This window comes from Pseudomonas sp. H1_D05, from assembly GCF_054682705.1.
In genome coordinates, this window is the sequence record NZ_CP162825.1 from 48,438 (window position 1) to 72,718 (window position 24,281).

Annotated in this window: 25 protein-coding genes and 1 pseudogene; 7 read left to right on the top strand and 19 right to left on the bottom strand. The window is 59.3% G+C overall.

Going from position 1 to position 24,281, the window contains the following annotated elements; all coding sequences use genetic code 11:
• Positions 1 to 67: 67 nt before the first annotated feature.
• From AB4O11_RS00220 to AB4O11_RS00245, 6 genes are all read right to left on the bottom strand, one after another.
• Complete coding sequence (locus tag AB4O11_RS00220) at positions 68 to 1,507, bottom strand: aminotransferase-like domain-containing protein (RefSeq protein WP_016985994.1); 1,440 nt, start codon at positions 1,505 to 1,507, stop codon at positions 68 to 70.
• Positions 1,508 to 1,708: 201 nt separating this feature from the next.
• Positions 1,709 to 2,521, bottom strand: coding sequence for an OmpA family protein (locus AB4O11_RS00225; RefSeq protein ID WP_460129755.1), 813 nt, complete (start codon positions 2,519 to 2,521; stop codon positions 1,709 to 1,711).
• Positions 2,518 to 2,874 (bottom strand): DUF4398 domain-containing protein, encoded by a 357-nt coding sequence (locus tag AB4O11_RS00230; RefSeq protein WP_093435356.1) that lies wholly within the window; start codon positions 2,872 to 2,874, stop codon positions 2,518 to 2,520. The genes AB4O11_RS00225 and AB4O11_RS00230 overlap by 4 nt, the downstream gene beginning before the upstream one ends.
• Positions 2,875 to 2,883: 9 nt before the next feature.
• Positions 2,884 to 3,705 (bottom strand): substrate-binding periplasmic protein, encoded by an 822-nt coding sequence (locus AB4O11_RS00235; RefSeq protein WP_095048587.1) that lies wholly within the window; start codon positions 3,703 to 3,705, stop codon positions 2,884 to 2,886.
• An 80-nt stretch (positions 3,706 to 3,785) separates the two neighbouring features.
• Positions 3,786 to 4,715, bottom strand: coding sequence for an electron transfer flavoprotein subunit alpha/FixB family protein (locus AB4O11_RS00240; protein WP_093435361.1), 930 nt, complete (start codon positions 4,713 to 4,715; stop codon positions 3,786 to 3,788).
• Entirely contained in the window at positions 4,716 to 5,465 is a 750-nt protein-coding gene (locus tag AB4O11_RS00245) for an electron transfer flavoprotein subunit beta/FixA family protein (RefSeq protein ID WP_007908338.1), read from the bottom strand.
• A 548-nt stretch (positions 5,466 to 6,013) separates the two neighbouring features.
• On the opposite strand from AB4O11_RS00245, the gene AB4O11_RS00250 reads away from it, so the two are divergent.
• Positions 6,014 to 7,678, top strand: coding sequence for an electron transfer flavoprotein-ubiquinone oxidoreductase (locus tag AB4O11_RS00250; protein ID WP_016985998.1), 1,665 nt, complete (start codon positions 6,014 to 6,016; stop codon positions 7,676 to 7,678).
• 184 nt (positions 7,679 to 7,862) lie between these two features.
• Here AB4O11_RS00250 and AB4O11_RS00255 read toward each other — a convergent pair whose 3' ends face one another.
• Positions 7,863 to 8,753, bottom strand: coding sequence for an AraC family transcriptional regulator (locus AB4O11_RS00255; protein WP_093435363.1), 891 nt, complete (start codon positions 8,751 to 8,753; stop codon positions 7,863 to 7,865).
• Between the two features lie 192 nt (positions 8,754 to 8,945).
• On the opposite strand from AB4O11_RS00255, the gene AB4O11_RS00260 reads away from it, so the two are divergent.
• Entirely contained in the window at positions 8,946 to 9,998 is a 1,053-nt protein-coding gene (locus tag AB4O11_RS00260; protein ID WP_093435364.1) for an NAD(P)-dependent alcohol dehydrogenase, read from the top strand.
• Here AB4O11_RS00260 and AB4O11_RS00265 read toward each other — a convergent pair.
• From AB4O11_RS00265 to AB4O11_RS00310, 10 genes and pseudogenes are all read right to left on the bottom strand, one after another.
• Entirely contained in the window at positions 9,995 to 10,798 is an 804-nt protein-coding gene (locus tag AB4O11_RS00265; RefSeq protein WP_093435365.1) for an IclR family transcriptional regulator, read from the bottom strand. The two genes, AB4O11_RS00260 and AB4O11_RS00265, sit on opposite strands and share 4 nt — an antisense overlap.
• A gap of 60 nt (positions 10,799 to 10,858) precedes the next feature.
• Positions 10,859 to 12,169: an MFS transporter gene (locus tag AB4O11_RS00270; RefSeq protein WP_093435366.1), complete on the bottom strand. Its 1,311-nt coding sequence runs from the start codon at positions 12,167 to 12,169 to the stop codon at positions 10,859 to 10,861.
• Between the two features lie 174 nt (positions 12,170 to 12,343).
• Complete coding sequence (gene dgoD / locus AB4O11_RS00275) at positions 12,344 to 13,492, bottom strand: galactonate dehydratase (RefSeq protein ID WP_095112897.1); 1,149 nt, start codon at positions 13,490 to 13,492, stop codon at positions 12,344 to 12,346.
• 61 nt (positions 13,493 to 13,553) lie between these two features.
• The gene (locus tag AB4O11_RS00280; RefSeq protein ID WP_460091878.1) at positions 13,554 to 14,174 is read right to left on the bottom strand and encodes a 2-dehydro-3-deoxy-6-phosphogalactonate aldolase; all 621 of its coding nucleotides are present in this window, start codon (positions 14,172 to 14,174) and stop codon (positions 13,554 to 13,556) included.
• A gap of 19 nt (positions 14,175 to 14,193) precedes the next feature.
• Positions 14,194 to 15,183: a 2-dehydro-3-deoxygalactonokinase gene (locus tag AB4O11_RS00285; protein ID WP_460129762.1), complete on the bottom strand. Its 990-nt coding sequence runs from the start codon at positions 15,181 to 15,183 to the stop codon at positions 14,194 to 14,196.
• A gap of 154 nt (positions 15,184 to 15,337) precedes the next feature.
• Positions 15,338 to 15,859 carry a hypothetical protein gene (locus AB4O11_RS00290; protein WP_093435370.1) on the bottom strand — a complete coding sequence of 174 codons (522 nt, stop codon included), beginning with the start codon at positions 15,857 to 15,859 and terminating at the stop codon, positions 15,338 to 15,340.
• A 1-nt stretch (position 15,860) separates the two neighbouring features.
• Positions 15,861 to 16,589, bottom strand: a complete 729-nt coding sequence (locus AB4O11_RS00295) for an alpha/beta hydrolase family protein (protein WP_093435371.1) — start codon at positions 16,587 to 16,589, stop codon at positions 15,861 to 15,863.
• 5 nt (positions 16,590 to 16,594) lie between these two features.
• On the bottom strand, positions 16,595 to 17,089 hold the full coding sequence (locus tag AB4O11_RS00300) for a PAAR domain-containing protein (protein ID WP_460129765.1): 495 nt from the start codon (positions 17,087 to 17,089) through the stop codon (positions 16,595 to 16,597).
• Positions 17,086 to 17,747 (bottom strand): annotated as a pseudogene (locus AB4O11_RS00305) (hypothetical protein). Before AB4O11_RS00305 ends, AB4O11_RS00300 begins: the two are co-directional and overlap by 4 nt.
• 159 nt (positions 17,748 to 17,906) lie before the next feature.
• Complete coding sequence (locus AB4O11_RS00310) at positions 17,907 to 18,386, bottom strand: GNAT family N-acetyltransferase (RefSeq protein ID WP_007908312.1); 480 nt, start codon at positions 18,384 to 18,386, stop codon at positions 17,907 to 17,909.
• A 228-nt stretch (positions 18,387 to 18,614) separates the two neighbouring features.
• Here AB4O11_RS00310 and AB4O11_RS00315 point away from each other — a divergent pair, with 228 nt between their 5' ends.
• The 5 genes from AB4O11_RS00315 to AB4O11_RS00335 all read left to right on the top strand — a co-directional run bounded on the left by AB4O11_RS00315 (position 18,615) and on the right by AB4O11_RS00335 (position 21,744).
• Positions 18,615 to 19,268 carry an HD domain-containing protein gene (locus AB4O11_RS00315; protein WP_460129768.1) on the top strand — a complete coding sequence of 218 codons (654 nt, stop codon included), beginning with the start codon at positions 18,615 to 18,617 and terminating at the stop codon, positions 19,266 to 19,268.
• A 109-nt stretch (positions 19,269 to 19,377) separates the two neighbouring features.
• On the top strand, positions 19,378 to 20,574 hold the full coding sequence (locus AB4O11_RS00320) for an MFS transporter (RefSeq protein WP_460129771.1): 1,197 nt from the start codon (positions 19,378 to 19,380) through the stop codon (positions 20,572 to 20,574).
• A gap of 82 nt (positions 20,575 to 20,656) precedes the next feature.
• A complete protein-coding gene (locus tag AB4O11_RS00325) occupies positions 20,657 to 20,998 on the top strand; it encodes a hypothetical protein (RefSeq protein ID WP_008085503.1) in 342 nt (113 codons plus the stop codon).
• Between the two features lie 44 nt (positions 20,999 to 21,042).
• The gene (locus AB4O11_RS00330) at positions 21,043 to 21,300 is read left to right on the top strand and encodes a hypothetical protein (protein WP_016986009.1); all 258 of its coding nucleotides are present in this window, start codon (positions 21,043 to 21,045) and stop codon (positions 21,298 to 21,300) included.
• Between the two features lie 63 nt (positions 21,301 to 21,363).
• On the top strand, positions 21,364 to 21,744 hold the full coding sequence (locus tag AB4O11_RS00335; protein ID WP_460129774.1) for a Rho termination factor N-terminal domain-containing protein: 381 nt from the start codon (positions 21,364 to 21,366) through the stop codon (positions 21,742 to 21,744).
• Positions 21,745 to 21,851: 107 nt separating this feature from the next.
• On the opposite strand, the gene AB4O11_RS00340 is transcribed toward AB4O11_RS00335, so the two are convergent.
• Both AB4O11_RS00340 and AB4O11_RS00345 read right to left on the bottom strand, forming a co-directional pair.
• Entirely contained in the window at positions 21,852 to 22,781 is a 930-nt protein-coding gene (locus tag AB4O11_RS00340; protein ID WP_460129777.1) for a PfkB family carbohydrate kinase, read from the bottom strand.
• Positions 22,774 to 24,240, bottom strand: coding sequence for a purine-cytosine permease family protein (locus AB4O11_RS00345; RefSeq protein WP_460091888.1), 1,467 nt, complete (start codon positions 24,238 to 24,240; stop codon positions 22,774 to 22,776). Before AB4O11_RS00345 ends, AB4O11_RS00340 begins: the two co-directional genes overlap by 8 nt.
• Between the last annotated feature and the right edge of the window lie 41 nt (positions 24,241 to 24,281).

The window sequence follows — 24,281 nt, forward strand, 5'->3', positions numbered from 1 at the left end:
GGCAAACGGCAGATGGCCATATGCTCGCTTGTTGGGCGCCACAAGACAAGCATCAGCCACCGCTCGTTCAGAATCCGCCAGCGGTTTCCTGACACAGTTGCGTCGCCAGCAAGCCAAGGGTCATCAACGCCCGCTCCGCCTCGCGGTTCCACGGAATCCCGCAGTTCAGGCGAATACAGTGGTTGAACTGCTCGGTATTACTGAAGATCAGTCCCGGCGCAATGCTGATGCCCTGCTGCAGGGCGCGCACATGCAATTCCTGAGTATTCACCCTACCCGGCAAGCTCACCCAGAGGATGAAACCGCCCGTAGGCCGGGTCATTTGCGTGCCTTCGGGGAAGTACTGCTGCACCGCCAACTGGAACGCGCTGAGGTTTTTTCGGTATTCCTGGCGGATGTACCGTAAATGCCGGTCATAACCGCCGTTTTCCAGATAAGCGGCAATCGCCATCTGCGTCACGCTGCACGCCGAGTGGGTGCTGAAGGTCTGCAGGCGCTGGATTTCCTGCTGATATTTGCCAGCGATCATCCAGCCGATGCGCACACCAGGTGACAAGGTTTTGGAGAAGCTCGAACAGTAGATCACCCGATCCAGTCGGTCATAAGCCTTGAGCGCTTTGGTTTTGCCCTGCTCGAACATCAACTCGCCGTAGATGTCGTCTTCGACAATCTGGATGTCGAAGTCCGAGGCCAGACGCAGCAACTGTTTCTGCCGCTCTTCGGGCATGGTGCCGCCCAGTGGATTGCTCAGGCGCGTGGTCAGCACCAGCGCTTTGATCGACCATTGGTTGGCGGCCAGTTGCAGCGCTTCGAGGCTCATGCCAGTGGCCGGATCGCTAGGGATTTCGATGACCTTCAAGCCGAGCAGATCGGCCAATTGCAGCAAACCGTAATAGGTCGGTGATTCGGCGGCGATCAGATCGCCCGGCCGGGTCAGCACACGCAACGACATCTGCAAGGCATCGACACAACCGTGGGTGATGACCACTTCCGACGGATCGACCACCACACCGGCGTCGCGCATGCGGATCGCCACTTGCCGGCGCAGCGGCTCAAAACCGGGGCTGAACATGTAGCTGAAAGCACGCGGACTATGGAAGCGGGTGACCTTGGCCAGTTGCTGATGCAGTGCGCGCACTGGCAGGTAATCGACACTCGGCACGGCCGCACCGAGCGGGAACACACCTTCGCGGCGTGATTCGACCAGAACCTGTTGAATGATGCTGCTGCGGGTAACCAGCCCCGGCCGCTCGACACGGGCGATGTCCGGTGTCGGCGCCGTCAGTGCCGGCGTCTGGTGCACGTAATAACCGGACTGCGGGCGCGCCCGAATCAGCCCCTGATCTTCGAGATTGGCGTAAGCCTGCAACACCGTCGCATGGCTGACGTTGAGCTGCGAACTCATCTTGCGCACCGAAGGCACGCGCTCCCCCGGTTGATAGACCCCACGGCGGATGTCTTCGGCCAGTTGCTGAGCAATACGTTGGTAGAGCAAGAGATTGGTCATGACGCAGCACTCGATTTCACGGGCATTTTATTCTTGTGTGAAACAATACCGGAACAGTTTAGAAGTGTACTGGGACAGTTGCCACATTACTCGACCATACAGTGCGGTGTCTGCCCCCTACTGTACGGATTGCGAGCCAATCGACAGACGTAAAAAAGCCCGGCACTGCATGACAGCCCGGGCTTTCCAGAGACGCAACCCTCAGCGGGCGGCGCCGAGCTGGCCTTTTTCATCGGAGAAGACAATTTCAACCCGACGATTCTGTGCCCGCCCACGCTCGGAAGCGTTGGCGTCCACTGGGTATTCGTCGCCGTAGCCTTCGACCTGAATGCGTTTGTCGTCGATGCCCAGGTCCATCAGCACGTCCGCCACCGCTTGCGCGCGATCACGGGATAGCTTGAGGTTTTCCTGCTTGCCGCCGGTGCTGTCGGTGTAGCCCTCGATGCGCACTACACGTTTGGGGTTCAGTTGCAGGAACTGCACAATCTTCAGCACGATGCGATTGGCCGAGTTTTTTAGCTCCGCTTCACCGGTGTCGAACAGCACATCGCCGAGGGTCATCACCAGACCACGGTCGGTCTGCGTGGTGGCCAGTGCAACGATCTGTTCTTCCAGCCACTTGCCCTGTTGCTGCACGCTGAGCAACTTCGATTCACGCAGGGCCAGTTGCAAGCGCTGACGCTCCAGTTCCAGTTTCGCAGCGCGCTCTTCGTTGAGCACCTGATTGGTGTGCTCGCGGGCAATTTCGCTGTAACGCTGGCTCAGGTAGGCGTAGTGCACAACATCGGAACCGCTGCCCCAATAGGTCGACAGGCGATCGGCACGGGCCAGCGACTCACCGGCGCGGATCACATCTTTCGGCGCGATGCGCAGCACGTTGGAGTCTTCCTTGACCTTCTGGAAGTCGGCGCTGGCTTCTTGCAGAGCGGATTCGCTGTGTTGACCGGCGCAGCCGTACAGGCTGACGCAACCGGCGAGGATCAGGCCGCCTACAACTTTCGACTTGAGACTCATTGGGCATCTCCCAGTTGCTTGCGCAGACGGACGATGCGGGTGTTAAGCACATTCACCTGTTCTTGACTTTTTTGCGTCAGCACTTTGGCTTCGGCCAGACGTGCATCCAGTTCAGCCTGCTCCGAACGCATACGCGCGTTCCGATAGGACTGGTCAGCCATGTTGCCTTTGGCGCGGTTGTACTTGGTTTCGGCCAGTTTCATTTCCGGCACTTCGTCGGCGGTGGCGCCAACAGCCTTGGCCTGGGTGATGGCTTGCTCGGTCAGGCGCATTTGTTCATTGGGTGCCGGATCGGTCGCGCAACCGGCCAGGGCCAGAACGGCCACAGCCGCGAAAAGAGGTCGAATACTCACTAAGAATCCCTACTGTTTTGGGGCACTGACGGGTTGTGGCGGCTGTTGCTGCTGCGCCTTCCAGCGCTCGATGTTGCGTTGCAGCGCGGCTTCCGTCAGTCCGGACGCGGGCAATTCTGTCATCTTTTTGGCCAACTGTCCGCGCAACCACGGATCGTTGCATGCCGAGTTATGCGAAACCGCGAGGAACAGCCCCGGCCGGTCGACCGGTTGCTCGAACACCAACAGGTCATTGGCCATACCCAATGCCTGCGCGGCGGCCATGCCCGAGTAGCGGCCGGCGAGTACATATTCCACTTCGCCCAAGAGCAATTTCTGTAGCGCCTGAGTGAGGTTGGCTGTCCGGGTCAGGGTCAGATTCTGCTCGGCGAAAGTGCCAAATGCCTGGGTCATACGAGACTTTTCCGACAACGCACCGACGTGACCGTGCAGGTCTTTGGCCTCGCTGTAGACCAGCGTCGAGCCTTTGCGGGTCCACACCAGATAGTCGTTTTCCAGCAACGGCGGATGGATGTAGTCGAGGTTTTCCAGCTCATTGAGGGTCAGCGGCGCGTCGGCGAGCATGTCCATGCGCCCGCTGCGCACTTCATCGAGGGCTTGCGAACGTTTGCCGGCGTAGAGCAATTCGACTTTGATGCCGAGGTCTTTGGCGACTTGTTGCAGCAGATCAGCGCTGGCACCGATCAACTGCTTGGGATTCTGCGGGTCCTGCCACAGGTACGGCGGCGCATCCGGGCTACCGGTGACGACGAGGCGCTCGCATTTGCCCGCGGCCATCGCCAACCCCGGCAACAGGGCCAACCCCAACAACCATCCGCAACGCAGATCCATGGCAAAACGCTCCCACTCAAATCCGAGACAAAAAAAAGCCCGACCAAAAGGCCGGGCTCTTTATAAGTGAAGCCGCTGGATTAGACCAGCTTCTCCAGCTCAGGGACGGCTTCGAACAGATCCGCCACGAGACCGTAATCGGCCACCTGGAAGATCGGCGCTTCTTCGTCCTTGTTGATCGCAACGATCACTTTGGAGTCTTTCATACCGGCCAAGTGCTGGATCGCGCCGGAGATACCGACGGCGATGTACAGCTGTGGCGCAACGATCTTGCCGGTCTGACCGACCTGCATGTCGTTCGGTACGAAACCTGCGTCGACGGCGGCGCGCGAAGCCCCCACCGCAGCGCCCAGCTTGTCGGCCAGAGCGTACAGATGCTTGAAGTTGTCGCCGTTCTGCATGCCGCGGCCGCCGGAAACGACGATCTTGGCAGCGGTCAGCTCAGGACGATCGGACTTGGCCAGTTCTTCGTTGACGAAGCTGGAAGTGCCGGCGTTGTGCGCAGCAGCAACGGCTTCAACAGCAGCCGAACCACCTTCAGCGGCAACCGGGTCGAAACCGGTGGCACGCACGGTGATCACTTTGATCGCAGCGGTCGACTGCACGGTAGCGATAGCGTTACCGGCGTAGATCGGACGCTTGAACGTGTCAGCGCTTTCGACCGAGATGATCTCGGAGATCTGGTCAACGTCCAACTGCGCAGCAACGCGCGGCAGGATGTTTTTGCCGTTGGAGGTGGCGGCAGCCAGGATGTGGCTGTAACCAGCGCCCAGCTCAGCTACCAACGGAGCAACGTTTTCCGGCAGCTGATGCGCGTAAGCCGCGTTGTCAGCATTCAGGACTTTGCTCACGCCAGCGATTTTCGCTGCGGCTTCAGCCACGGCGCCAGCGCCTTGACCTGCAACCAGAACGTGGACGTCGCCGCCGATTTTGACCGCAGCAGCCACGGTGTTCAGTGTGGCCGGGGCCAGCACTTTGTTGTCGTGTTCAGCAATAACCAAGATAGTCATTTAGATTACCTTCGCTTCGTTTTTCAGTTTCTCGACCAATTCAGCTACCGACTTAACCTTGATGCCCGCGCTGCGTGCAGCCGGCGCTTCGACTTTCAGGGTCTTGTTGGTGGAGGCGGTGGAAACGCCCAAAGCGTCCGGAGTCAGCACTTCGAGAGGCTTCTTCTTGGCTTTCATGATGTTTGGCAGGGACGCGTAGCGCGGCTCGTTCAAACGCAGGTCGGTAGTGACGATTGCCGGCAGTTTCAGGGAAACCGTCTGCGCGCCGCCGTCGATTTCACGGGTCACGGCAACGCTGTCGCCGGAGACTTCGACTTTCGAGGCGAACGTGCCCTGACCGTAGCCGCTCAGTGCAGCAAGCATCTGGCCGGTCTGGTTGTTGTCGCTATCGATCGCCTGTTTGCCGAGGATAACCAGTTGCGGCTGTTCCTTGTCGACCACAGCCTTGAGCAGCTTGGCCACGGCGAGCGAGGTCAGATCTTCAGCGGATTCGACGAGGATGGCACGGTCGGCACCCAGAGCCAGTGCGGTACGCAGTTGCTCCTGAGCGGTGGTCGGGCCGATGGAGACGACGACGATTTCAGTCGCAACACCTTTCTCTTTCAGGCGTACGGCTTCTTCCACTGCGATTTCGCAGAACGGGTTCATCGACATCTTGACGTTGGCGAGATCGACGCCGGAATTGTCCGCCTTGACGCGAACCTTGACGTTGTAATCCACAACGCGTTTGACAGCTACAAGAACCTTCATGGATTCCTCGTTACTCTCCGGTGAAAAGAAAGTCGCCTAGGCGAACCTGGCGGTTGATGCTCATCAGGCTAAAGGGCACCTCTAAAAACGCCGACTTGGGTGTCTGGTGGCTGCACAGTGTGAGGACCTGCGACCGTTCGTCAGGGGTGACCGACGAGTCATTGATCTTCACGCTGTGTAAACTGCGCGCCGGACTGCGCTGCGCATCACCTTCTACTGCCTGTGCCCTGTCTTTAGACGTGCTCTTGAAACCGCCAGTCTGCCTACGACGAGCGCAAAACCGCCCGTATCTTGACCGGAACGCCTATTCCGGTCAATACAGCAAAATGACCATTCATAAGCCGCGCTTCTTTGATTTCTCTGGGCTGGAGCCGATTCAAACAAACGTTTGTATTGGACGCTCGGAGTGGTGTAGATATAATGCGCCGCCTAGAGAGAAAGGTCGGTCTCCAATATTCCCCTTGACGTTAACGTAAAGGAATAGCGGATGCGACATCAAACCTCCAAATTAGAAAAAAAACTGTTGAGCCTTGAGTAGGAGATAGCCTGTGGAACGCGAATACATGGAATTCGACGTGGTCATCGTCGGTGCCGGCCCCGCTGGCCTGTCCGCCGCCTGCCGTCTGAAGCAGAAGGCCGCCGAAGCCGGTAAGGAAATCAGCGTCTGCGTGGTCGAAAAAGGCTCCGAAGTCGGCGCACACATCCTGTCCGGTGCCGTATTCGAACCACGCGCTCTGAACGAACTGTTCCCGGACTGGAAAGAACTTGGCGCGCCGCTGAACACGCCAGTGACCCGCGACGATATTTTCGTGCTGAAAAACGCCGAAAACGCGCAGAAGATTCCAGACTTCTTTGTGCCCAAGACCATGCACAACGAAGGCAACTACATTATTTCCCTCGGCAACCTGTGCCGCTGGCTCGCCCAGCAGGCCGAGAACCTTGGCGTGGAAATCTACCCGGGTTTCGCCGCTCAGGAAGCGCTGATCGACGAACAAGGCGTGGTGCGCGGGATCATCACTGGTGATCTGGGCGTCGACCGCGAAGGCAACCCGAAAGAAGGCCTGTACACCCCAGGCATGGAACTGCGTGGCAAGTACACGCTGTTCGCCGAAGGCTGCCGTGGCCACATCGGCAAGCAACTGATCAAGCGCTACAACCTCGACAGCGATGCCGACGCCCAGCACTACGGCATCGGCCTGAAAGAAATCTGGGAAATCGACCCGGCCAAACATCAGCCAGGCCTGGTGGTGCATACCGCCGGTTGGCCGCTGGACATCATGGGCACCGAAAACACCGGTGGCTCGTTCCTCTATCACCTGGAAAACAACCAGGTGGTGGTTGGTCTGATCGTTGACCTGTCCTACAGCAACACTTACCTGTCGCCGTTCGACGAGTTCCAGCGCCTCAAGCATCACCCGGTGCTGGCGCAGTACCTGGAAGGCGGCAAGCGCATCAGCTACGGCGCGCGCGCGATCTGCAAAGGTGGCCTGAACTCGCTGCCGAAAATGGTCTTCAAGGGCGGCGCGTTGATCGGTTGCGACCTCGGCACCCTGAACTTCGCCAAGATCAAGGGCAGCCACACCGCGATGAAGTCCGGCATGCTCGCCGCTGAATCGGTGGCTGACGCGCTGTTCGCGGAAAAGGACGGCACTGAAGAGCTGACCACTTACGTCGACGCGTTCAAGAAGAGCTGGCTCTACGACGAACTGTTCGCCAGCCGTAACTTCGGCCCGGCGATCCACAAGTTCGGCGCCATCGTCGGCGGCGGTTTCAACTGGCTGGACCAGAACATCTTCGGCGGCAAACTGCCGTTCACCCTGCACGACACCAAGCCGGATTACGCTTGCCTCAAGCTCGCCGCCGACTGCAAGAAGATCGACTACCCGAAACCCGACGGCAAACTCAGCTTCGACAAACTGAGCTCGGTGTTCATCTCCGGTACCAACCACGAAGAAGAGCAGCCGTGCCACCTGAAGCTGACCGACCCGAGCATCCCGATCAGCAAGAACTTGCCGCTGTACGACGAGCCGGCGCAGCGCTACTGCCCGGCCGGTGTGTACGAAGTGATCACCAAGGAAGACGGCGAGAAGCGCTTCCAGATCAACGCGCAGAACTGCGTGCACTGCAAGACCTGTGACATCAAGGACCCTTCGCAGAACATCACCTGGGTCACGCCGGAAGGCGCTGGCGGCCCGACTTACCCAAATATGTAAGTCGAACCGCTGAACATCAAGGCTCCCGAATCGGGGGCCTTTTTGTTGCCCAAAACTCCTCTGACACCACAAAACAACTGTGGGAGCGAGCCTGCTCGCGAAAGCGGTGTGTCATATAAAAATGATGTCGACTGATGCACCGCATTCGCGAGCAGGCTCGCTCCCACAGGGGATTATCGTCTAATCAGGCAGCGCGTTCGTCACCCGGACTACGCTCAAAGTAGCGCTTGTACTCGCGGCTGAATTGCGACGTACTCTGATACCCCACCCGATGCGCCACCTGCGCCACACCCAGGCCTTCGGCGACCAACAACGTCTGCGCCTTCAGTAACCGCAGGCGCTTCAGATACTGCACCGGCGACAACAACGTGCTGCGTTTGAAATGCTCATGAAAGGTCGACACGCTCATGTTCGCGCAACCGGCCAGCGTTTCAACGTTCAACGGCTCGGTGTAATGCGCATGCAGATGACTGATCGACGCCGCCACCCGCGCGAATTGCCCTTGCTGCTCGACCAATGCCCGCAACACATCGGCCTGCGGCCCGCGCAACGCCACGAACAACAACTCACGCACCCGTGCCGGCCCGAGAATCTGGCATTCCAGCGGATCGTGCAGGCAACTGAGCAAACGCTCGACACAGCCGCGCATGTCATCGTCGAGCACCACCGAGGTCATCGACTCCGGCGTCTGCGCCGGGATATGCCGGCCCGGCGCCAGCCCCATGGCCAGCACCAGCTCACCGAGCAAGACCCGGTCGATCGCCACCGAAACACCGAGCAACGGCGCATCCGGCAAGGCAAACGTCTCGCATTCGAACGGCACCGGCAGCGCCTGAATCAGATAGTGCCCGGCGCCGTACTCCATGGTGCGCGGCCCGAGAAACGCAAGTTTGCTGCCCTGGGCGATGATCATCAGGCTCGGCTCGTAAATGTGCGGGCCACGGGCAACGTCGCAACTGGCACGCAACACCTGCACACCCGGCAGCCCGGTCTGGCTGTAACCATCGCGCAGCGCCAGCGGTTCAATCAGCGAAACCAGCCGGGCATTGGCATCAAGATGACGGGTCAACTGCATCGAATTGTTCTTCACAAAAAATCACGAAAATAAGGGATGAAAGCATCATCGCAGATCCTTTTGCCAATGCGACCGATCAAACCCGCATGCCGGAGGATTAGGCATGAGACCCGGAGGAATCGTCATGGCCGGACCGACAGTCGGCGCCCAGAATGCGCCGCCTCACTTGTTCCTGCTTTTGCGAGGTTTCACATGTATACCGCCATCGGTTATGCCGCCCAATCGGCCACCACCCCCCTCGCCCCGATGAAATTCGAACGCCGCAGCCCTCGTGCCGACGACGTAGCGATCGAGATCCTCTATTGCGGCGTCTGCCACTCCGACATCCACCAGGCGCGCAACGAATGGGGTATCGCCGTTTACCCGTTGATGCCCGGCCACGAGATCGTCGGAAAAGTCACCGCCGTTGGTGCGAACGTCACCCGACACAAAGTAGGCGATCTGGTCGGCGTCGGCTGCATGGTCGACTCGTGCCGCACCTGTGAAGCCTGCCAGTCGAACCTTGAGCAATATTGCCTCGAAGGTCCGACCATGACCTATGCCACCCCGGACCGGGTCGACGGCAGCAACACCATGGGCGGTTATTCGGACAGCATCGTCGTCAGCGAACACTTCGTCGTGCGCATCCCGGAGAAACTGGCACTCGCCAGCGCCGCGCCGATTCTCTGTGCCGGCATCACCACCTACTCGCCGCTCAAGCACTACGGTGTAAAAGCGGGCGACAAGGTCGGGATTCTCGGCATGGGCGGTCTGGGCCACATGGGCATCAAGTTCGCAAAGGCCATGGGCGCCGAAGTCACGCTGTTCACCCGCTCGGCGAGCAAGGCTGAAGAAGGTCGTCGTCAGGGCGCCGATCACGTAATCGTTTCCACCGACGCCGAGCAAATGAAAGCCGCTGCCGGTTACTTCGACTTCCTGCTCGACACCATTCCGGTGCAGCACGACCTCAACCCGTACCTCGACACCCTGCGGTTCGACGGCGTGCACATTCTGGTCGGCCTGATCGAACCGATTGATCCACCGGTACACGCAGGCAAACTGGTGATGAGCCGTCGCGTGCTGGCCGGCTCGTTGATCGGTGGCGTCGCAGAAACCCAGGAAGTGCTGGATTTCTGCGCCGAACACAACATTACTTGCGACATCGAAATGCTCGACATCCGCCAGATCAACGAGGCTTACGCCCGGATGATTGCCGGTGACGTGAAGTACCGCTTCGTGATCGACATGGCAACGCTCAAGGTTTAAATCTTCAGACCGAGTTCCGCCGAGAGCCGGGCTGTGACCCCTTTGATCAGGGGAATCAGCTCGGCCATTTTTTCCAGCGGCATGTACGGCACGGTGCTGGCGATACTGATCGCCGCCACGATGCCCTTACTCGCATCACGAATCGGCGCCGCCACGCAGCGGATCGACGGTTCGTTGTCCTCCAGATCGAAGGCGTAGCCACCGGCGACGTACTCGGTCATGCGCTGCTCAAGCTGCTCCCACGACTGCTGAGGATGCTGCGGCCAGAACTGACTCTTCCCACCTGCCGGCAGACTGATGTCGTAGAGACGCTGCCAATCTTTCGGCGAGTCATCGAGCATCAACGCCTTGCCGATACCGGTGCGCGCCAGCGGCATGCGATGGCCGACCCGCGAACGCATTTCCGGGCCGTTGCGCCCCGGATTTTTCAGCAGATACAACACTTCATCGCCTTCGCGAATGCCCAAGTGCACGGTGTCACCAGTCAGCGCCGACAACTCGTCCAGATACGGCCCGGCCAGGGTCACCAGCGGCAACTCCTCACGCGCCTGGAAACCCAGTTCGATCAGCTTCGGTCCGAGCAGGTAACCGATTTGCGGCACCACGCGCAGATAGCGCTCATCCACCAGGCAACTGGCCAGACGATGGGTGGTGCTGCGCGTGGTACCGATCAGCCGGGCAATCTCCTTGAGATCGCGGGCGCCACTGGCCACCGCTTGCACCACACCCAAGCCACGCAACAGCGTCTGGGTGCCGGTGGGCGCGGCGTCCTTGGTTTTTTCCGGAGCGTCTTCCTGCATATCCAGCCTTTACCGTTGAGCGAGGGAACGGGCGGCATTATGGTCGCCCGACGCAGACCACTACAACTCGATACGCTCGACCTTGCCGACCAGCAGCACATAGGACAACGCACCGACCAAGGCGAGCACCGCGATGTAGGTGATCGCCGGCGCGAACGAATCGCCGCTGGCAAGGAAGCCAATCACGATCGGCGTGGCGATCGCCGACAGGTTGCCGATGAAGTTGAACACCCCGCCGGTCAGCCCGAGCAACCGTGCCGGCGCCAGCGTCGACACCAGCGACCAGGTGATCGAGGCCAGACCGTTGCCGAAAAATGCCAACGCCAGAAAGGCAATCACCAGCGGCGTCGATTCAACAAAATTGGCACCAATGATCGAAGTGGAAATCAGCAGCCCGCCAATGATCGGCAGCTTGCGCGCAAAACCAACCGTGCAGCCGCGACGGATCAGCAAGTCGGAAAAGAATCCCGAGCACAGCACGCCAATGAACGCAGCGAGAAACGGCAGCGATGCCAGCAGGCCGGACTTGATGAAGTCCATGCCGCGATATTTCACCAGATAGGTCGGGAACCACGTCAGGAAAAACCACAGCGTCGAGTTCAGGCAAAACTGGCCGAGGTAGATGCCCCACAATTTGCGCTTGGTCAGCACGATGCCCAAATCGGTCCAGCTGAATTTGGCTTTGACCTTGGCGGACTCTTGCTGAATATCGACCAGACCACCGCCCTCGCGGATCAGGTCGATTTCGGCTTCGTTGGCACCTTTGAAATCCCGTGGCTCACGATAGACCGCGTACCAGATTGCCGCCCAGATAATGCCGACGGCGCCGGTGGCGACGAACACCATGTGCCAGCCGAACTCATGTTGCAGCCAAGCGAGTACCGGAGTGAGAAATGCCAGGCCGACAAATTGTCCGGAGGTGTAGAAGCCGATGGCCGTGGCGCGCTCACGCTCGGGGAACCAAGTGGTGACCACACGACTGTTGATCGGATAAGCCGGCGCTTCCAGTGCACCGACCGCCATGCGCAACACGAACAGCGCAATGAAGCTGGCCGCGAAACCGAGCATCACCGTGGCAATCGACCACAGCAGCAACGCGACGCTGTAAAGAATGCGCGGCGGCACGCGATCGACCAGCCAGCCGCCGGGGATCTGCATCGCGGCGTAAGTCCAGCCGAACGCGGAGAAAATCAGACCGACGTGAATCGGATCGATGCCCAGCTCACTGGTCAGCGCCGGCGCGGCAATCGACAGGTTGCTGCGGTCGAGGTAGTTGATGACCACGGTGATAAACAGCAACACCATGATGAAAAACCGCTTGCGGCTAGGCGTGACTAAAGACGCCTGCCCGGTGAGGGTTTGCGGTTGCATGGGGAGAGCCTCTTTTTATGTTTATTGAGGTCGGCCTGAGGCCTGATCGTTCCCACGCTCCGCGTGGGAATGCAGCCGGGGACGCTCCGCGTCCCAAAAGCGCACGCAGAGCGTCCATTGAGGCATTCCCACGCAGAGCGTGGGAACGATCTCATCGGGTGTGTCAGGGACGACTCACCATTCGGCAAAACTGCCATCGGCATGACGCCAGATCGGGTTGCGCCAGCGATGCCCGACCGCTGCGCGCTCAATCACATATTCTTCGTTGATCTCAATGCCCAACCCCGGGCCGTTCGGAATCTTCACGAAACCTTTGTCGTAATCGAACACCCGTGGATCCTTCACGTAGTCGAGCAAATCGTTGCTCTCGTTGTAATGGATGCCCAGGCTTTGCTCCTGGATAAACGCGTTGTAACAAGCCGCGTCCAATTGCAAACACGCCGCCAGCGCAATCGGCCCCAACGGGCAGTGCAGCGCCAGTGCCACATCGTAGGCCTCGGCCATGTTGGCGATCTTGCGGGTTTCGGTGATGCCGCCCGCGTGGGAGGCATCCGGCTGGATGATGTCGACGTAACCTTCGCTCAACACGCGTTTAAAGTCCCAACGCGAAAACAGCCGCTCACCCAGAGCAATCGGCGTGCTGGTCAACGGCGCGAGCTCTTTCAGCGCTTCGTAGTTTTCGCTGAGCACCGGTTCTTCGATAAACATCAGTTTGTACGGATCAAGTTCCTTCATCAGCACCTTGGCCATCGGCTTGTGCACGCGGCCATGGAAGTCGACGCCGATGCCAACGTTCGGCCCGACCGCATCACGCACGGCGGCGACGTTGGCCAGCGCCAGATCGACTTTTTCGAAGGTGTCGAGAAATTGCAGCTCTTCGGTGCCGTTCATTTTCACCGCAGTAAAACCACGGTTCACCGCCTCTTTCGCCGCACGCGCGGTGTCGGCCGGACGGTCGCCACCGATCCACGAATACACGCGAATCTTGTCGCGCACTTGGCCACCGAGCAGATCGCTGACCGACACCCCGAGCGCCTTGCCCTTGATGTCCCACAACGCCTGATCGATACCGGCCAGCGCACTCATGTGAATCGCGCCGCCACGGTAGAAACCGCCGCGATAGAGCACGGTCCAGATATCTTCGATATTGCGTGGGTCTTTGCCGATCAGGTAATCGGACAATTCTTCAACGGCAGCCGCGACGGTATGCGCGCGCCCTTCAACCACGGGTTCGCCCCAACCGGTCACGCCTTCGTCGGTTTCGACCTTGAGGAAGCACCAGCGCGGCGGGACGATGAAGGTGGTGAGTTTGGTGATTTTCATCTCTGCTCTCTTTTTGTAAATGCAGCTCTTATAGATGCAGCGCACACAGCGCCAAAAAGTCTTAGCGAAGGGCCTTCCACGCAGCCACGTAGGCCTTGGCGTTCAGCGCCACTTGCTCCGGCGTCATGCCCGGTTTGAACAGTCCGGAACCGAGGCCGAAACCTTTTACACCGGCATCGATAAACGCCTGCATATTGTCCGGGGTGATGCCGCCGACCGGCGCCAGTACTGTTCCCGTCGGCAACACTGCGAGCCAGGCTTTGACGACCGCCGGGCCCATCTGCTCTGCCGGAAACATCTTGAGAATGTCCGCGCCCTCCTCCAGTGCCGCGAAAGCCTCGGTCGGCGTGGCGACACCCGGCGACAGAAACAGCCCCGCCGCTTTCGCCGCACGCAAGACCTTGGCGTCACTGTGCGGCATGACAATCACTTGGCCGCCGGCTTCTTTCACCAGCTCGACCTGTGCCGGGGTCAACACCGTGCCGGCACCGATCAGGCAATCGGCGGGCAGGGCCTTACGCAGGATGCGGATACTTTCGTACGGCGAAGGGGAATTGAGCGGTACTTCGATGACGCGAAATCCGGCGGCATACAGGACTTCTCCGACAGCGGCGGCTTCCTGCGGATGCAGGCCCCGCAGGATCGCGATCAGACCGTTTTGCGCCAGTGCTTGCTTGAGCATGTCAGGCCTCCAGTCAGGGTTAACGGGATGAGGAATCGATCAGTCCGGCGGCCTGCGCCAGTTGCCACAGACCACGCTCGGTGGCCTGCTCGGCCAGCGTCACGTTGGCGAAACCGCAGGCATCGAGGGCGCGGCTGTAGCGCGCACAGAGCTGCGCGTTGCCGATGAGGATGATCGAAGGAAGATTCGTGTTGTTGCGACGACGTCGCTGAACCGTGGCGAGCGCCGCCAGCTCATGGCCGATCATCAGGCCGGACAGATAATCGGCCTGCTCGGTCGGGCTGAGTTCGCCGGTCAAGCCCAGGGTACGGGCGCTGAACAACGTCGACAGCACGCCGAGTTCGCCGTCCGCCGACAGAGCAACCTGCACACCACGGTCAAACGCCAAAGCATCGAACGTCGCACCTTGATTCAGGGTACGACCGAGAATGCTGTGTTCACTGAGCACGGCGAACACTTCACCGGTCATAAACGTGTCGAAGTGAGTGATGCAGCCATCGACCACATCCACCCATTTCGAGTGGCTGCCCGGCAGGCCGATCAACAGATCAGCACCCGCCTCAATCGGCAGATTCTGCAGCACGCCAAGCACCTGGGTTTCTTCGCCGCGCATCACATTCGGCAGGCGCGAACGCTGAATCACACCCGGCACGATATGCACGCGGGTGCCGCGCAGGCTGACAATTGTTTGTAGGGAGTTTCCGAGATTGGCGACGTTCGCCGGCGTCTCGCAGTAGGCCGCTTCACGCCAGCCCTGTGCGCTGCCAACCATGCCGCAGGCAATCACCGGCAGATCCGGCTGCGCATCGAGCCAGTCGCCGCACGCCTCGTCGAACGCCAGTTCAAAACCATCGGCGCATTCGCGACCGTTGATGATTCGCGGGGTCTTGGGCAACTGCATAATCCCGGACGACAGCGCGCGCTGCTCCAGCACCACACCGTCCGCCGCGAGTTTGTAAGCACGTAATGAGGTCGTACCCCAGTCGAGCGCGATCAATTGCGCCAGCATCGCTTCACCTGTTTTGTTTTTGGCAGTGAGTGCGACGGACTATAGACCTCTCAGACGGTAAATCTCAATATGTAATTTTGCATCCCATATTTTGGGATGATTACATCTACCCAACCTCCTCGAACAGATCCGTGATTCACCGTTATCAATATCACTACTGACGCTCTATCGCCTGAACGAAAACACTGGCAGGAATATTCATCGATTTTGAGTAATACGGACCGTAAGCGTAGGCAGCTGTCCTGAACTTACATGCCACGACCTGACGCGCGCTCAATACCATCAACAGTTGTTTTTTATTGAAGTACGTACTCAGCGTTCCACCGTCCGGTGTATGCACCGCAGAGACCTCAGCCGAATACACATATGGCCCCGCAGCAGATTCATTTAATACCGCGACGACCTCCCCTTCGAGATACCGGGTCAGGTCCTGTTTTGTTTCGAAGAAGCCACTCTCATCCAATGAACAGATCAAGGCATTGCCGACCTGATGTTGGCCGGCATTGATCTCGAAGAATCGCAACAGATCAGTCATTGAACTGAAGCGAACATCCAGAAGAGCACTGTCTCCAGGCTTGGTAACAGAAACAAATTCAATTTCGGTCTCTGGTAATGGCACTCTTTTTGCGCACGAAGCACACAAACAAAGAACTAGAACTGCAAGCAACACTCGCATGTCAAGACTCCAGGTATTTGATCATTTTTTCAGCGATGAGATCACATGCGGACTGTTCGCCAAGAATCCTCGCCTTGAACATTACGCCTGCATCTTCGTGGTTGGTGTCTACCGCTTTATTGATATCAGGACCCGAGCTCATAACCCAGCGTTCTCCCATCTCGGCGACATCATCGGACTGATTGGGTTTCGCCGGTGCAGCCAATATATTGATCCAGTACTCTGCACCAGGCTTCGGGGTGGTGGCGTAAATGTCTGAAATCAGCCAGACACCCAGTCCGCCGCCCACAGGATCAAGCGTGACCAAGGACTTCACCGTAAATCCCTGTTCTTTGAGTATGGCTGTCAGATGAGCGCCGTTCCATCCTCCCAGACTGTGACCGACGATACTTATATAAATTGATTTATCACCTTTCAGATAACTCAGCACATACTTTTCTATGTCTTTCTTGCCGCGCACATCCTTATAACTAAGGTACACCGACTTTATTTTTCCAATTTGCGCGTCGCTGAATTTTTTAGGCAATAAAACCTGCGCACTGGTTACGTTACCGTGAGGTGGTTGATCTTGATAATACGGCTCCTTGTCTCCAGCCCCGCCAATGAAAAACACGACGATTTTTTTGATTTTGATTGCCACGGTTTTTACAGTCTGATCGGTTTTGCAAGTCAACTCGTGACTCACCACCTCGTTTTTGCAATCTTTGAGTGCAGGGTTTGCGACTTCCATTTCGATCACTCTACAAACAGTTTGATTGTTTCGGCCAAATGCGAGCTGACCATATGAGTAAAGCCCTGCTCATTGGTGATTCCGTGTTCCATGCTGCCATCGCCCCGTTGAATCACATAGGGATGATCGGGCACCGGCTCGCCAGTTGCTTCATTCACCACTTGCAACCTGTCCGTAAAATGCACCGGCATCGGCAACAGCCCACTAAACGCTGCCCCTCCGCCACTCTGGCCGATAATCACCGTCCCCGAGCCACCCACCACGACATTGCCGTGGCCTCCGGTACTGTCGAGCTTGGCGGCATTCAAGCCGTTGATAAAAACGGTGCCGGAAACGGCTCCGGTAATCGGACTGCCACACGCCGATTTATCGGTCATGCGCGCGGCGGCGAGGCCGTCGAAGAAGACGTTCGGCGAGCCGGAGGCAATCGGGTTGGTGCCATGCCCTGGCAATGGGCAGGCGGTCGGGTCGGTGACGCGTGCAGCGGGTTTACCACTCAATTCAAAGCTCCTTGCTTCAGGGGTTCCGGGTGCGGCTGATGAATATCGATGTCGGTCGCGGCGAAGCGCCAGCGGTTGTCGACGGGGTCGAACAGGGCGTGGCAATGTTCACGGCTGTCGGGGGTGTAGCGAATTGCAGATGCTGCCAGGCTTCGTCTACCTGCCATGCCAGTTCGGCCGGCGAGGCGTCGTCGAGTTCGTTGAGCCAGGCGTTGTAGTTGCGCAGGTGATTACGCTCGTAAGTCGATTGCAGCAGTTCGGCCATTTGTGCGCCGAGGTCGAGATGATGCTGGGCCGTCCACTGGCCGATCTCGGAATAGACGTACCAGCCCATCGGCATCAACCCGCCGTCCTTGAGCAGCGAATGCCCGGCAGGGGCGACGAAACCACAGCAAATGTGCAGCATCAGCCAGCCTTGATGGGCGTCGATAAACGCCGTCGGATCGAAGGTGCGCAGCGGTATCACGCGGTACTCGGCGAGCCCGGCGCTGCGGGTCATCAACTCGGCATCAAGGCGTGACACGAACGCGCGAATGGCGCTGCCGCCCGTACGATTTGTCATGCACAGAATGTCGACCGGTTGACGCGTGGGGTTGTCGGTGGAGCCTGAGTTTTTCACCAGGCCATACAGACGCATTGACGCCCGTAGTCCGCTCATCGCTGGTCACTCATTGACGCAGCGATGGCTCCACGGGCGTGCAGAAATTGTGCCAGAGGCATTGCAGGTGTCGTCCGTGAGCGCGCAAAAATGGCGCGTAGAATGCCGGACTAGAGCGTTGGCGACAATCGAATTAGCACCGCAATGCCATCATTGTGATCAGCCCTCGGCAAACTCACGCAGGACCTGGCCATCCATGCGGTAGCGCACCCACTCTTCCTGGGGTTGTGCGCCGAGGGATTTGTAGAATTCGATGGCCGGCGTGTTCCAGTCGAGCACGCTCCATTCGAAGCGGCCGCAGTCGTTATCGCAGGCGATTTTCGCCAAGTGACGCAACAAGGTTTTGCCAGCACCGCCGCCGCGTTGTTCGGGGGTGATGTAGAGGTCTTCGAGGTACAGGCAGTTGCTGCCGAGCCAGGTCGAATAGCTGAAGAAGAACACCGCGAAACCGATTGGCAAACCGTCGCGTAGGCAGATCAGGCCGTGGGCGGTGGCGCCTTCGCCGAACAGGCTGCGTTCGATGTCGGCGACGCTGGCGATGACTTCGTGACGGGCCTTTTCGAAATCGGCGAGTTCCGTGATGAAGGCGAGGATTTGCGGGGCATCGCTGGGGGTCGCCGGGCGGATTTCGATCGTCATGGACGGGCCTTGTCGGAAAAAGGAAAACGCCATACTAAGGTGGTGAGCGGCGCTCGTCACATGGCAAAACACACACTACCCTGCGCAATGTTGCAAACACTGCAGTTCCCTGTGGGAGCGAGCCTGCTCGCGAAAGCATTCTGTCATTCAACAATGCAAGTGACTGTAAGGACGCCTTCGCGAGCAAGCTCGCTCCCACAAGGACTTCGACAATCTGAAAGGATGCTCATGAACCCAGCGTTTTTTACCCCCGTAGAGGCACTCGCAGTAGCCCTGTTGCCCCACGCCCTCGAGCCGTCCGACGACGGCGCTCACGACCTCGCCCACCTGCAACGGGTCTGGCACAACGTGCGTACGCTGCATGAAGAAGAAGGCGGTGATCTTGAGGTGTTGTTGGCCGCCGTGCTCTTGCACGATTGCGTCGCCGTCGAGAAGAACTCGCCACTGCGTTCGCAGGCTTCGCGGCTGGCGGCAGATAAAGCTTCGTCAGTGCTTGCCGATCTGAACTGGTCCGAAGAAAAAATCGCCGCCGTCGCCCACGCCATCGAAGCCCACAGTTTCTCCGCCAACATCACCCCGCTCACCCTCGAAGCGAAAATAGTCCAGGACGCTGACCGCCTCGACTCTTTGGGCATGCTCGGCGTCGCCCGTACCTTCTACATTGCCGGGCGCATGGGTTCGGCGCTCTACGACCCGCAGGATCCCGAAGCGAAACAACGCGATTACGATGACACGCGTTTTTGCCTCGATCATTTCCAGACCAAACTGCTGCACCTCGCCGACGGTTTCCAGACCACCGCCGGCCAGCGTCTTGCGCAGGTCCGTCATCTGCGCCTGAAGGGATTCATGGAGCAGTTCAAGGAAGAGATCGGCCTCGCTTGAGCATTACTCCGGCGTGCAGTGATCCTGACTTCGCCAAGCTCAGACCTAAGCCGCCTGCCTGACGTGTTAAACAGATGACGCTGAATTTTTCCGCTTAAGGATTCACTTCATGTCGCAAGTAACACCCAAGGTTTCAGGCAAGTTGTTCGGCCTGTTCTGCCTCGCCAGTTATCTGCTGTCGCTGTCTTACGGCTCGACGTTTTTATTGTCACTGTTGATCAGTTCTCGCGGCGGCAATGAGCACGATGCCGGCAGCGTGATTTCGGCGGCGATGCTCAGTACGTTTGTCGCAGTGCTGGTGTCCGGGCATCTGTCGGACTGGCTCGGTGCGGCGCGTTCGATTGCCCTGTTTGGTCTGTTGCTGGTAGCAGCGAGTCTGGGCTTTGCGATGACGCCGGGGTTTGGTCATCTGTTATTGGTTTTCGGTTTGCTGCTGGGTTTGGGCTGGGGCGTTTTCTATACCTTGGGGCCGATCATCGTCGCCAGTCTGGTGACCCCGGCGCAGCGCGCCAAGTACTTCGCGCTGCTGTCGGGCAGCATGATGACCGGGATCGGAAGCGGCCCTTTACTCGGACGGGCAGCGAGTGCGCTGGGCTTGCCAGTGACCTCGGCGTTTTATCTGGCGGCGCTGGCAAGCCTGATCGGGGTGCTGCTGTTCTGGCAGCTGGGTGCTCGTTTGAAAAGCACGCAGACCCCGACAGCGGCAAAAATCAGCTGGCAAGCGACCACTCAAGTGCTCGGCTCGCGTGCGCTGTTTCCGATCATCATGGTTGGTCTCGGCGGTTGCGTATTCGGTGGATTGTCGAGCTTTCAGACCAGCTATGCCGCCGCCCGCTCGCTGGATTATTCGTTATTTTTTCTCGGCTTCATGAGCGCGGCAATCAGCAGTCGGATGTTGATCGCCGGATATGTCGTCAAGCGTGATCCTTTGCGCGCGTCGTGCCTGCTGTCGGGGCTGATGCTGGGTTCGATTGTGCTGTTCGCGTTCGGTGTGCACAGCGGATTCAGCTATCTGTTAGCGGCGCTGACGCTCGGCGTCGGTTATGGCCTGACCTATTCGGTGATCAACGGCCTGGCGGCCAACGAAGCACCGGCCGGTACTACATCGCAGGCCTTGTTGCTGTTCAGTCTTTCGTACTTCATCGGCGTGTTTGGTTTCCCGCTATTGGCCGGGAAAACCATCGTTGAGCACGGCATGAGCACACTGCTTTTGACGGTCTTGATCGTCGCGTTGGCCAACTGGCTGATTACCCTTGGCCGCTTGCTCTGGCGGCGGATCAGTCTGAAAGCCGCGCAGGCAACCTAGACCGTTCGTCGCTGATCAGGCACCAATCCGATCACTGGGCAGACCAACAACAGGTAAGGATTCCAATCACTGGAGAAGCCCTATGATCCCGTCAAGGTTGACCGCTTTCGTATTCAGCGCCCTGCTCTGCCCTGCGGTTTTCGCCGCATCCGCCACCGCTGCGGGCACCGGCCCTACCGATCCGACTCCGCCACGCGCCCCCGCCATCAACAGTGCTCCCGGTATGAATACCGATGGCTCGGGAGTGCCCTTGATCAATCAGCCTCCCGCCACCGGCACCGACCCGCGCACTCAGGGCAGCGACCCGGGCCGGCAGGGCGGCATGAACACCCCCGACGCCCCCGCCACGCCAGACAATGCGGGCCCCGGCATCGGCTCGAAAACCACCACCGGTGGCTCCGGTTCCGAAGGCTCCGGTCAGTAGTTCGCCGACGCGAGCGTCCTGTTCAATCCAATGAAGAGGTAACCATGAACGTCGATAAAAACCTGGAAAAAGAAGTCCTCACCCGCCTGCTGCACGCCCATCCGAGTGGACTGGGCAAGGAGGTGCTGGACAATTACCGGGGCGAGAAGGTCGTGGCCAGCGCCCTCGCCGCTTTGCAGGATCGTGGACTGATTCACCACGGGCATGTGACCTGCAACGAGGCTGGCGAACATTCGTTGAACCTGCCGATCAAGCTCAGTGCGGCTGGCGTTGAAGCGGCGCGCAAGCTGGATCTGCAGTAGCCCTGAGGTCGCTCGCTGCCGATGCGGCGAGCGGTCGAACCTGCACACAAGAGGAGAAGTCCCATGCCTCGTGGAAGCAAAGACAAATACAGCGCTGAACAGAAGCGCAAAGCCGAGCACATCGAAGATAGCTATGAGAAAAAAGGCCTGTCGAAGGATGCGGCTGAGGCGCGCGCCTGGGCGACGGTCAACAAGCAATCGGGCGGCGGCGAAAAGGCTGGCGGTTCGGGACGCAAGAAACCGCCGAGTGCAAAGTCTGAAGATCGCAAAGAGTCATCGCGGCGTGCGGTGGCCAGTCGTAAAGGGCATTCGCGTAACAGCAAGGCGTCGAAGGATAAGCAGACAGTCGATAGCTTGATGAAAGAGGCTAGAGCGAAGCAGATTCCCGGACGATCATCGATGCGTAAGCAGGAGCTGATTGAGGCGTTGCGCAAGGCCAGCTGACATTGAGTGAGATTGACGGCCCCTTCGCGAGCAGGCTCGCTCCCACACTGGATCGATGTCGTTCACACTTCCCCTGTGGGAGCGAGCCTGCTCGCGAAAGCGGTGGATCATGCGCCGCCGGAATCAATGATAAACGCATCCACCTCTGCCGCTCCCGGCGAAGTCGCCGGCCCCCAGCGCGTCACCGCAATAGCCGCTGCCGCGTTCGCCCGCCGCGCCGCTTCATGCGCTGACAACCCCTGCGCCAATCCGGCAATGAACACCCCGGCATGGGCATCACCGGCGCCATTGCTGTCTACCGCTTTAACCGCAAACCCGGGCACATGCCGACACTCATCGCGCTGATGAATCCAGCAACCCTGCGGCCCGTCACGCACCACCATCAGCACCTCTTTGGGCAGGTACTCAGCGAGGCGATCCAGCGCTGCGCCAATGTCCTCAGCCCCGGTAAAGCGCAACGCCTCAACACTGTTGCTGGTCCACACATCGATTCGCGGCAGCAACGCCTGCATCAGCGGCGAGTCCGGCGATTCCACCAACGGGCCCGGATCGAACACTACGTTGATCGACTCCGGTAACGCCAATGTCCAGTCGAGCAACGCCTGCGCTTTGCCTTCGTGCAACAGGCTGTAGCCACTGAGATAAACGTAATCGCCCGCCTCGACCGCAACGCTGTTCAGATCCTCCGCCGTCACCTCACCTTCAGCGCCGATGTAGGAAATGAAACTGCGCTCCGCCGACGCATCGGTCAGCGCCACACACAACCCTGTGTCGCGCTGCGCAGGCTGGCGAATGCCGATGTGAATCCCCTCGGCATTCATCGCCTCACGCGCCAGATCACCGAAACGCCCAGTGCCATGGCGGCCGAGATAAACCACCGGCAGGCGATTGCGCACGGCCGCCGCCATCACATTGAAACCGCCGCCCGCTTCGAAACCCGCCGACTGCGCCAGCACGTCGCCGCCAACCTGCGGCAGCTTATCCACGGCCATGACCAGGTCGATGATGACCTGGCCGGTGTGCAACATCTTAGGCATGAGCATTCTCGGTTTGCGCGGCGCGACGGTCTTTCGCCCCGCCGAGGACAAAGTAAATGCCACCGGCCACCACGAACGTCACGATCCAGCCGAGGCCGTTGTGGCCCAGCCACGAGTCGGACAAAAAGCCTTTGAACCAGACGTTTTCAGCGGTAGTGCCAATGGTGGTGAAACTGAAGCCAAGGACGATGGCAATCGCCCACGCGCCAAACGCACGCCACTCGATACCGCCGTGATACCAGTAGGCACTGCTCGGGCTGACGTCGAGCAGGTCTTTCGGGCTGTAGTAATGACGGTGAATCAGGTCAACGACGAAGATCCCGACCCACGCGGTGATCGGCACCGCCAGCAGGGAAATAAAGGTAATGAACGGGCCGTAGAAACTGTCGGCGATCAGCATGAAGTAGATTGAGCCGGCGAAGATCGCGACGATATCGACCACCACCGCGTAGACGCGTTTGACCTTCAGGCCAAGGGTCAGCGTGGTCAGACCGGCGGAGTACACCGACAGATTGTTCGACAGCAACAAGCCACCGAACGCCGTGATCAGGTACGGCACGGCCATCCACGTTGGCAGCATGTCGCGGATTGCAACAATCGGGTCAGTCGCCGAGGCGAGGTCGTTGTTGCCCACCGACAGCAGACCGCCAAGAGTGATCAGCAGCACCAGCGGAATGCCCGCACCGAACGCGGCAGACGCCACCAGTCGCACAGCCTTGACGCTGCGATGCTGATAGCGCGACATGTCGGCGCCAGCGTTGGCCCAACCAATGCCGGTACCGGCGGCCATGGTGCCGATACCGATGATCATTGCACTCATCGGCGCGGGCGTGGCATTGAACACCGCGCTCCAGTCGATGGTCGCGCAGAGGAAACCGCCGACCAGAAGATTCAGCGCGCCGAACACGTAGGTCGCCCACTTCTGGATCACCAGCAAGGTCGCGTGGCCGAGGCCGGACACTGACAAAGTCAGCAGGACGAAAATCGCGATAAAGATCAACGTCAGTATCGGCGCACTTTTCGCTTCCACTGGCGAGCCGAACAGGATCGAGCACAGCGACAACAGCACAAATGCAGCGGTGGTGGTGTTGACCGTTTCCCAACCCAGGCGCGACATCAGCGAGACCAGCGTCGGGCCGATATTGCCGCGCACGCCGAAGATCGCTCGCGACAAGGTCAGGCTCGGTGCGCGGCCACGGCGACCGGCAATCGAGATGATCCCGACCACCGCGAACGAACCGGCAGCACCGATGATTGCGACGATGATCGCCTGCCAGATCGCCAGCCCGCGAAACGCCACCAGCGTGGCGCCCAGCGGCAGACCGAGGATGGAAATGTTGGCGGCGAACCAGACCCAGAACAGTTGCAGCGGATGGCCGTTGCACTCGGCTTCCGGCACCGGTTCGATGCCGCGGGTTTCCAGTTGCCCGGCGCTCTGCGCGGCGTTTGATGAACTCATGAAGATGCTCCTGTTTGCCTTTTTTGTGGTTGTGGCAATGA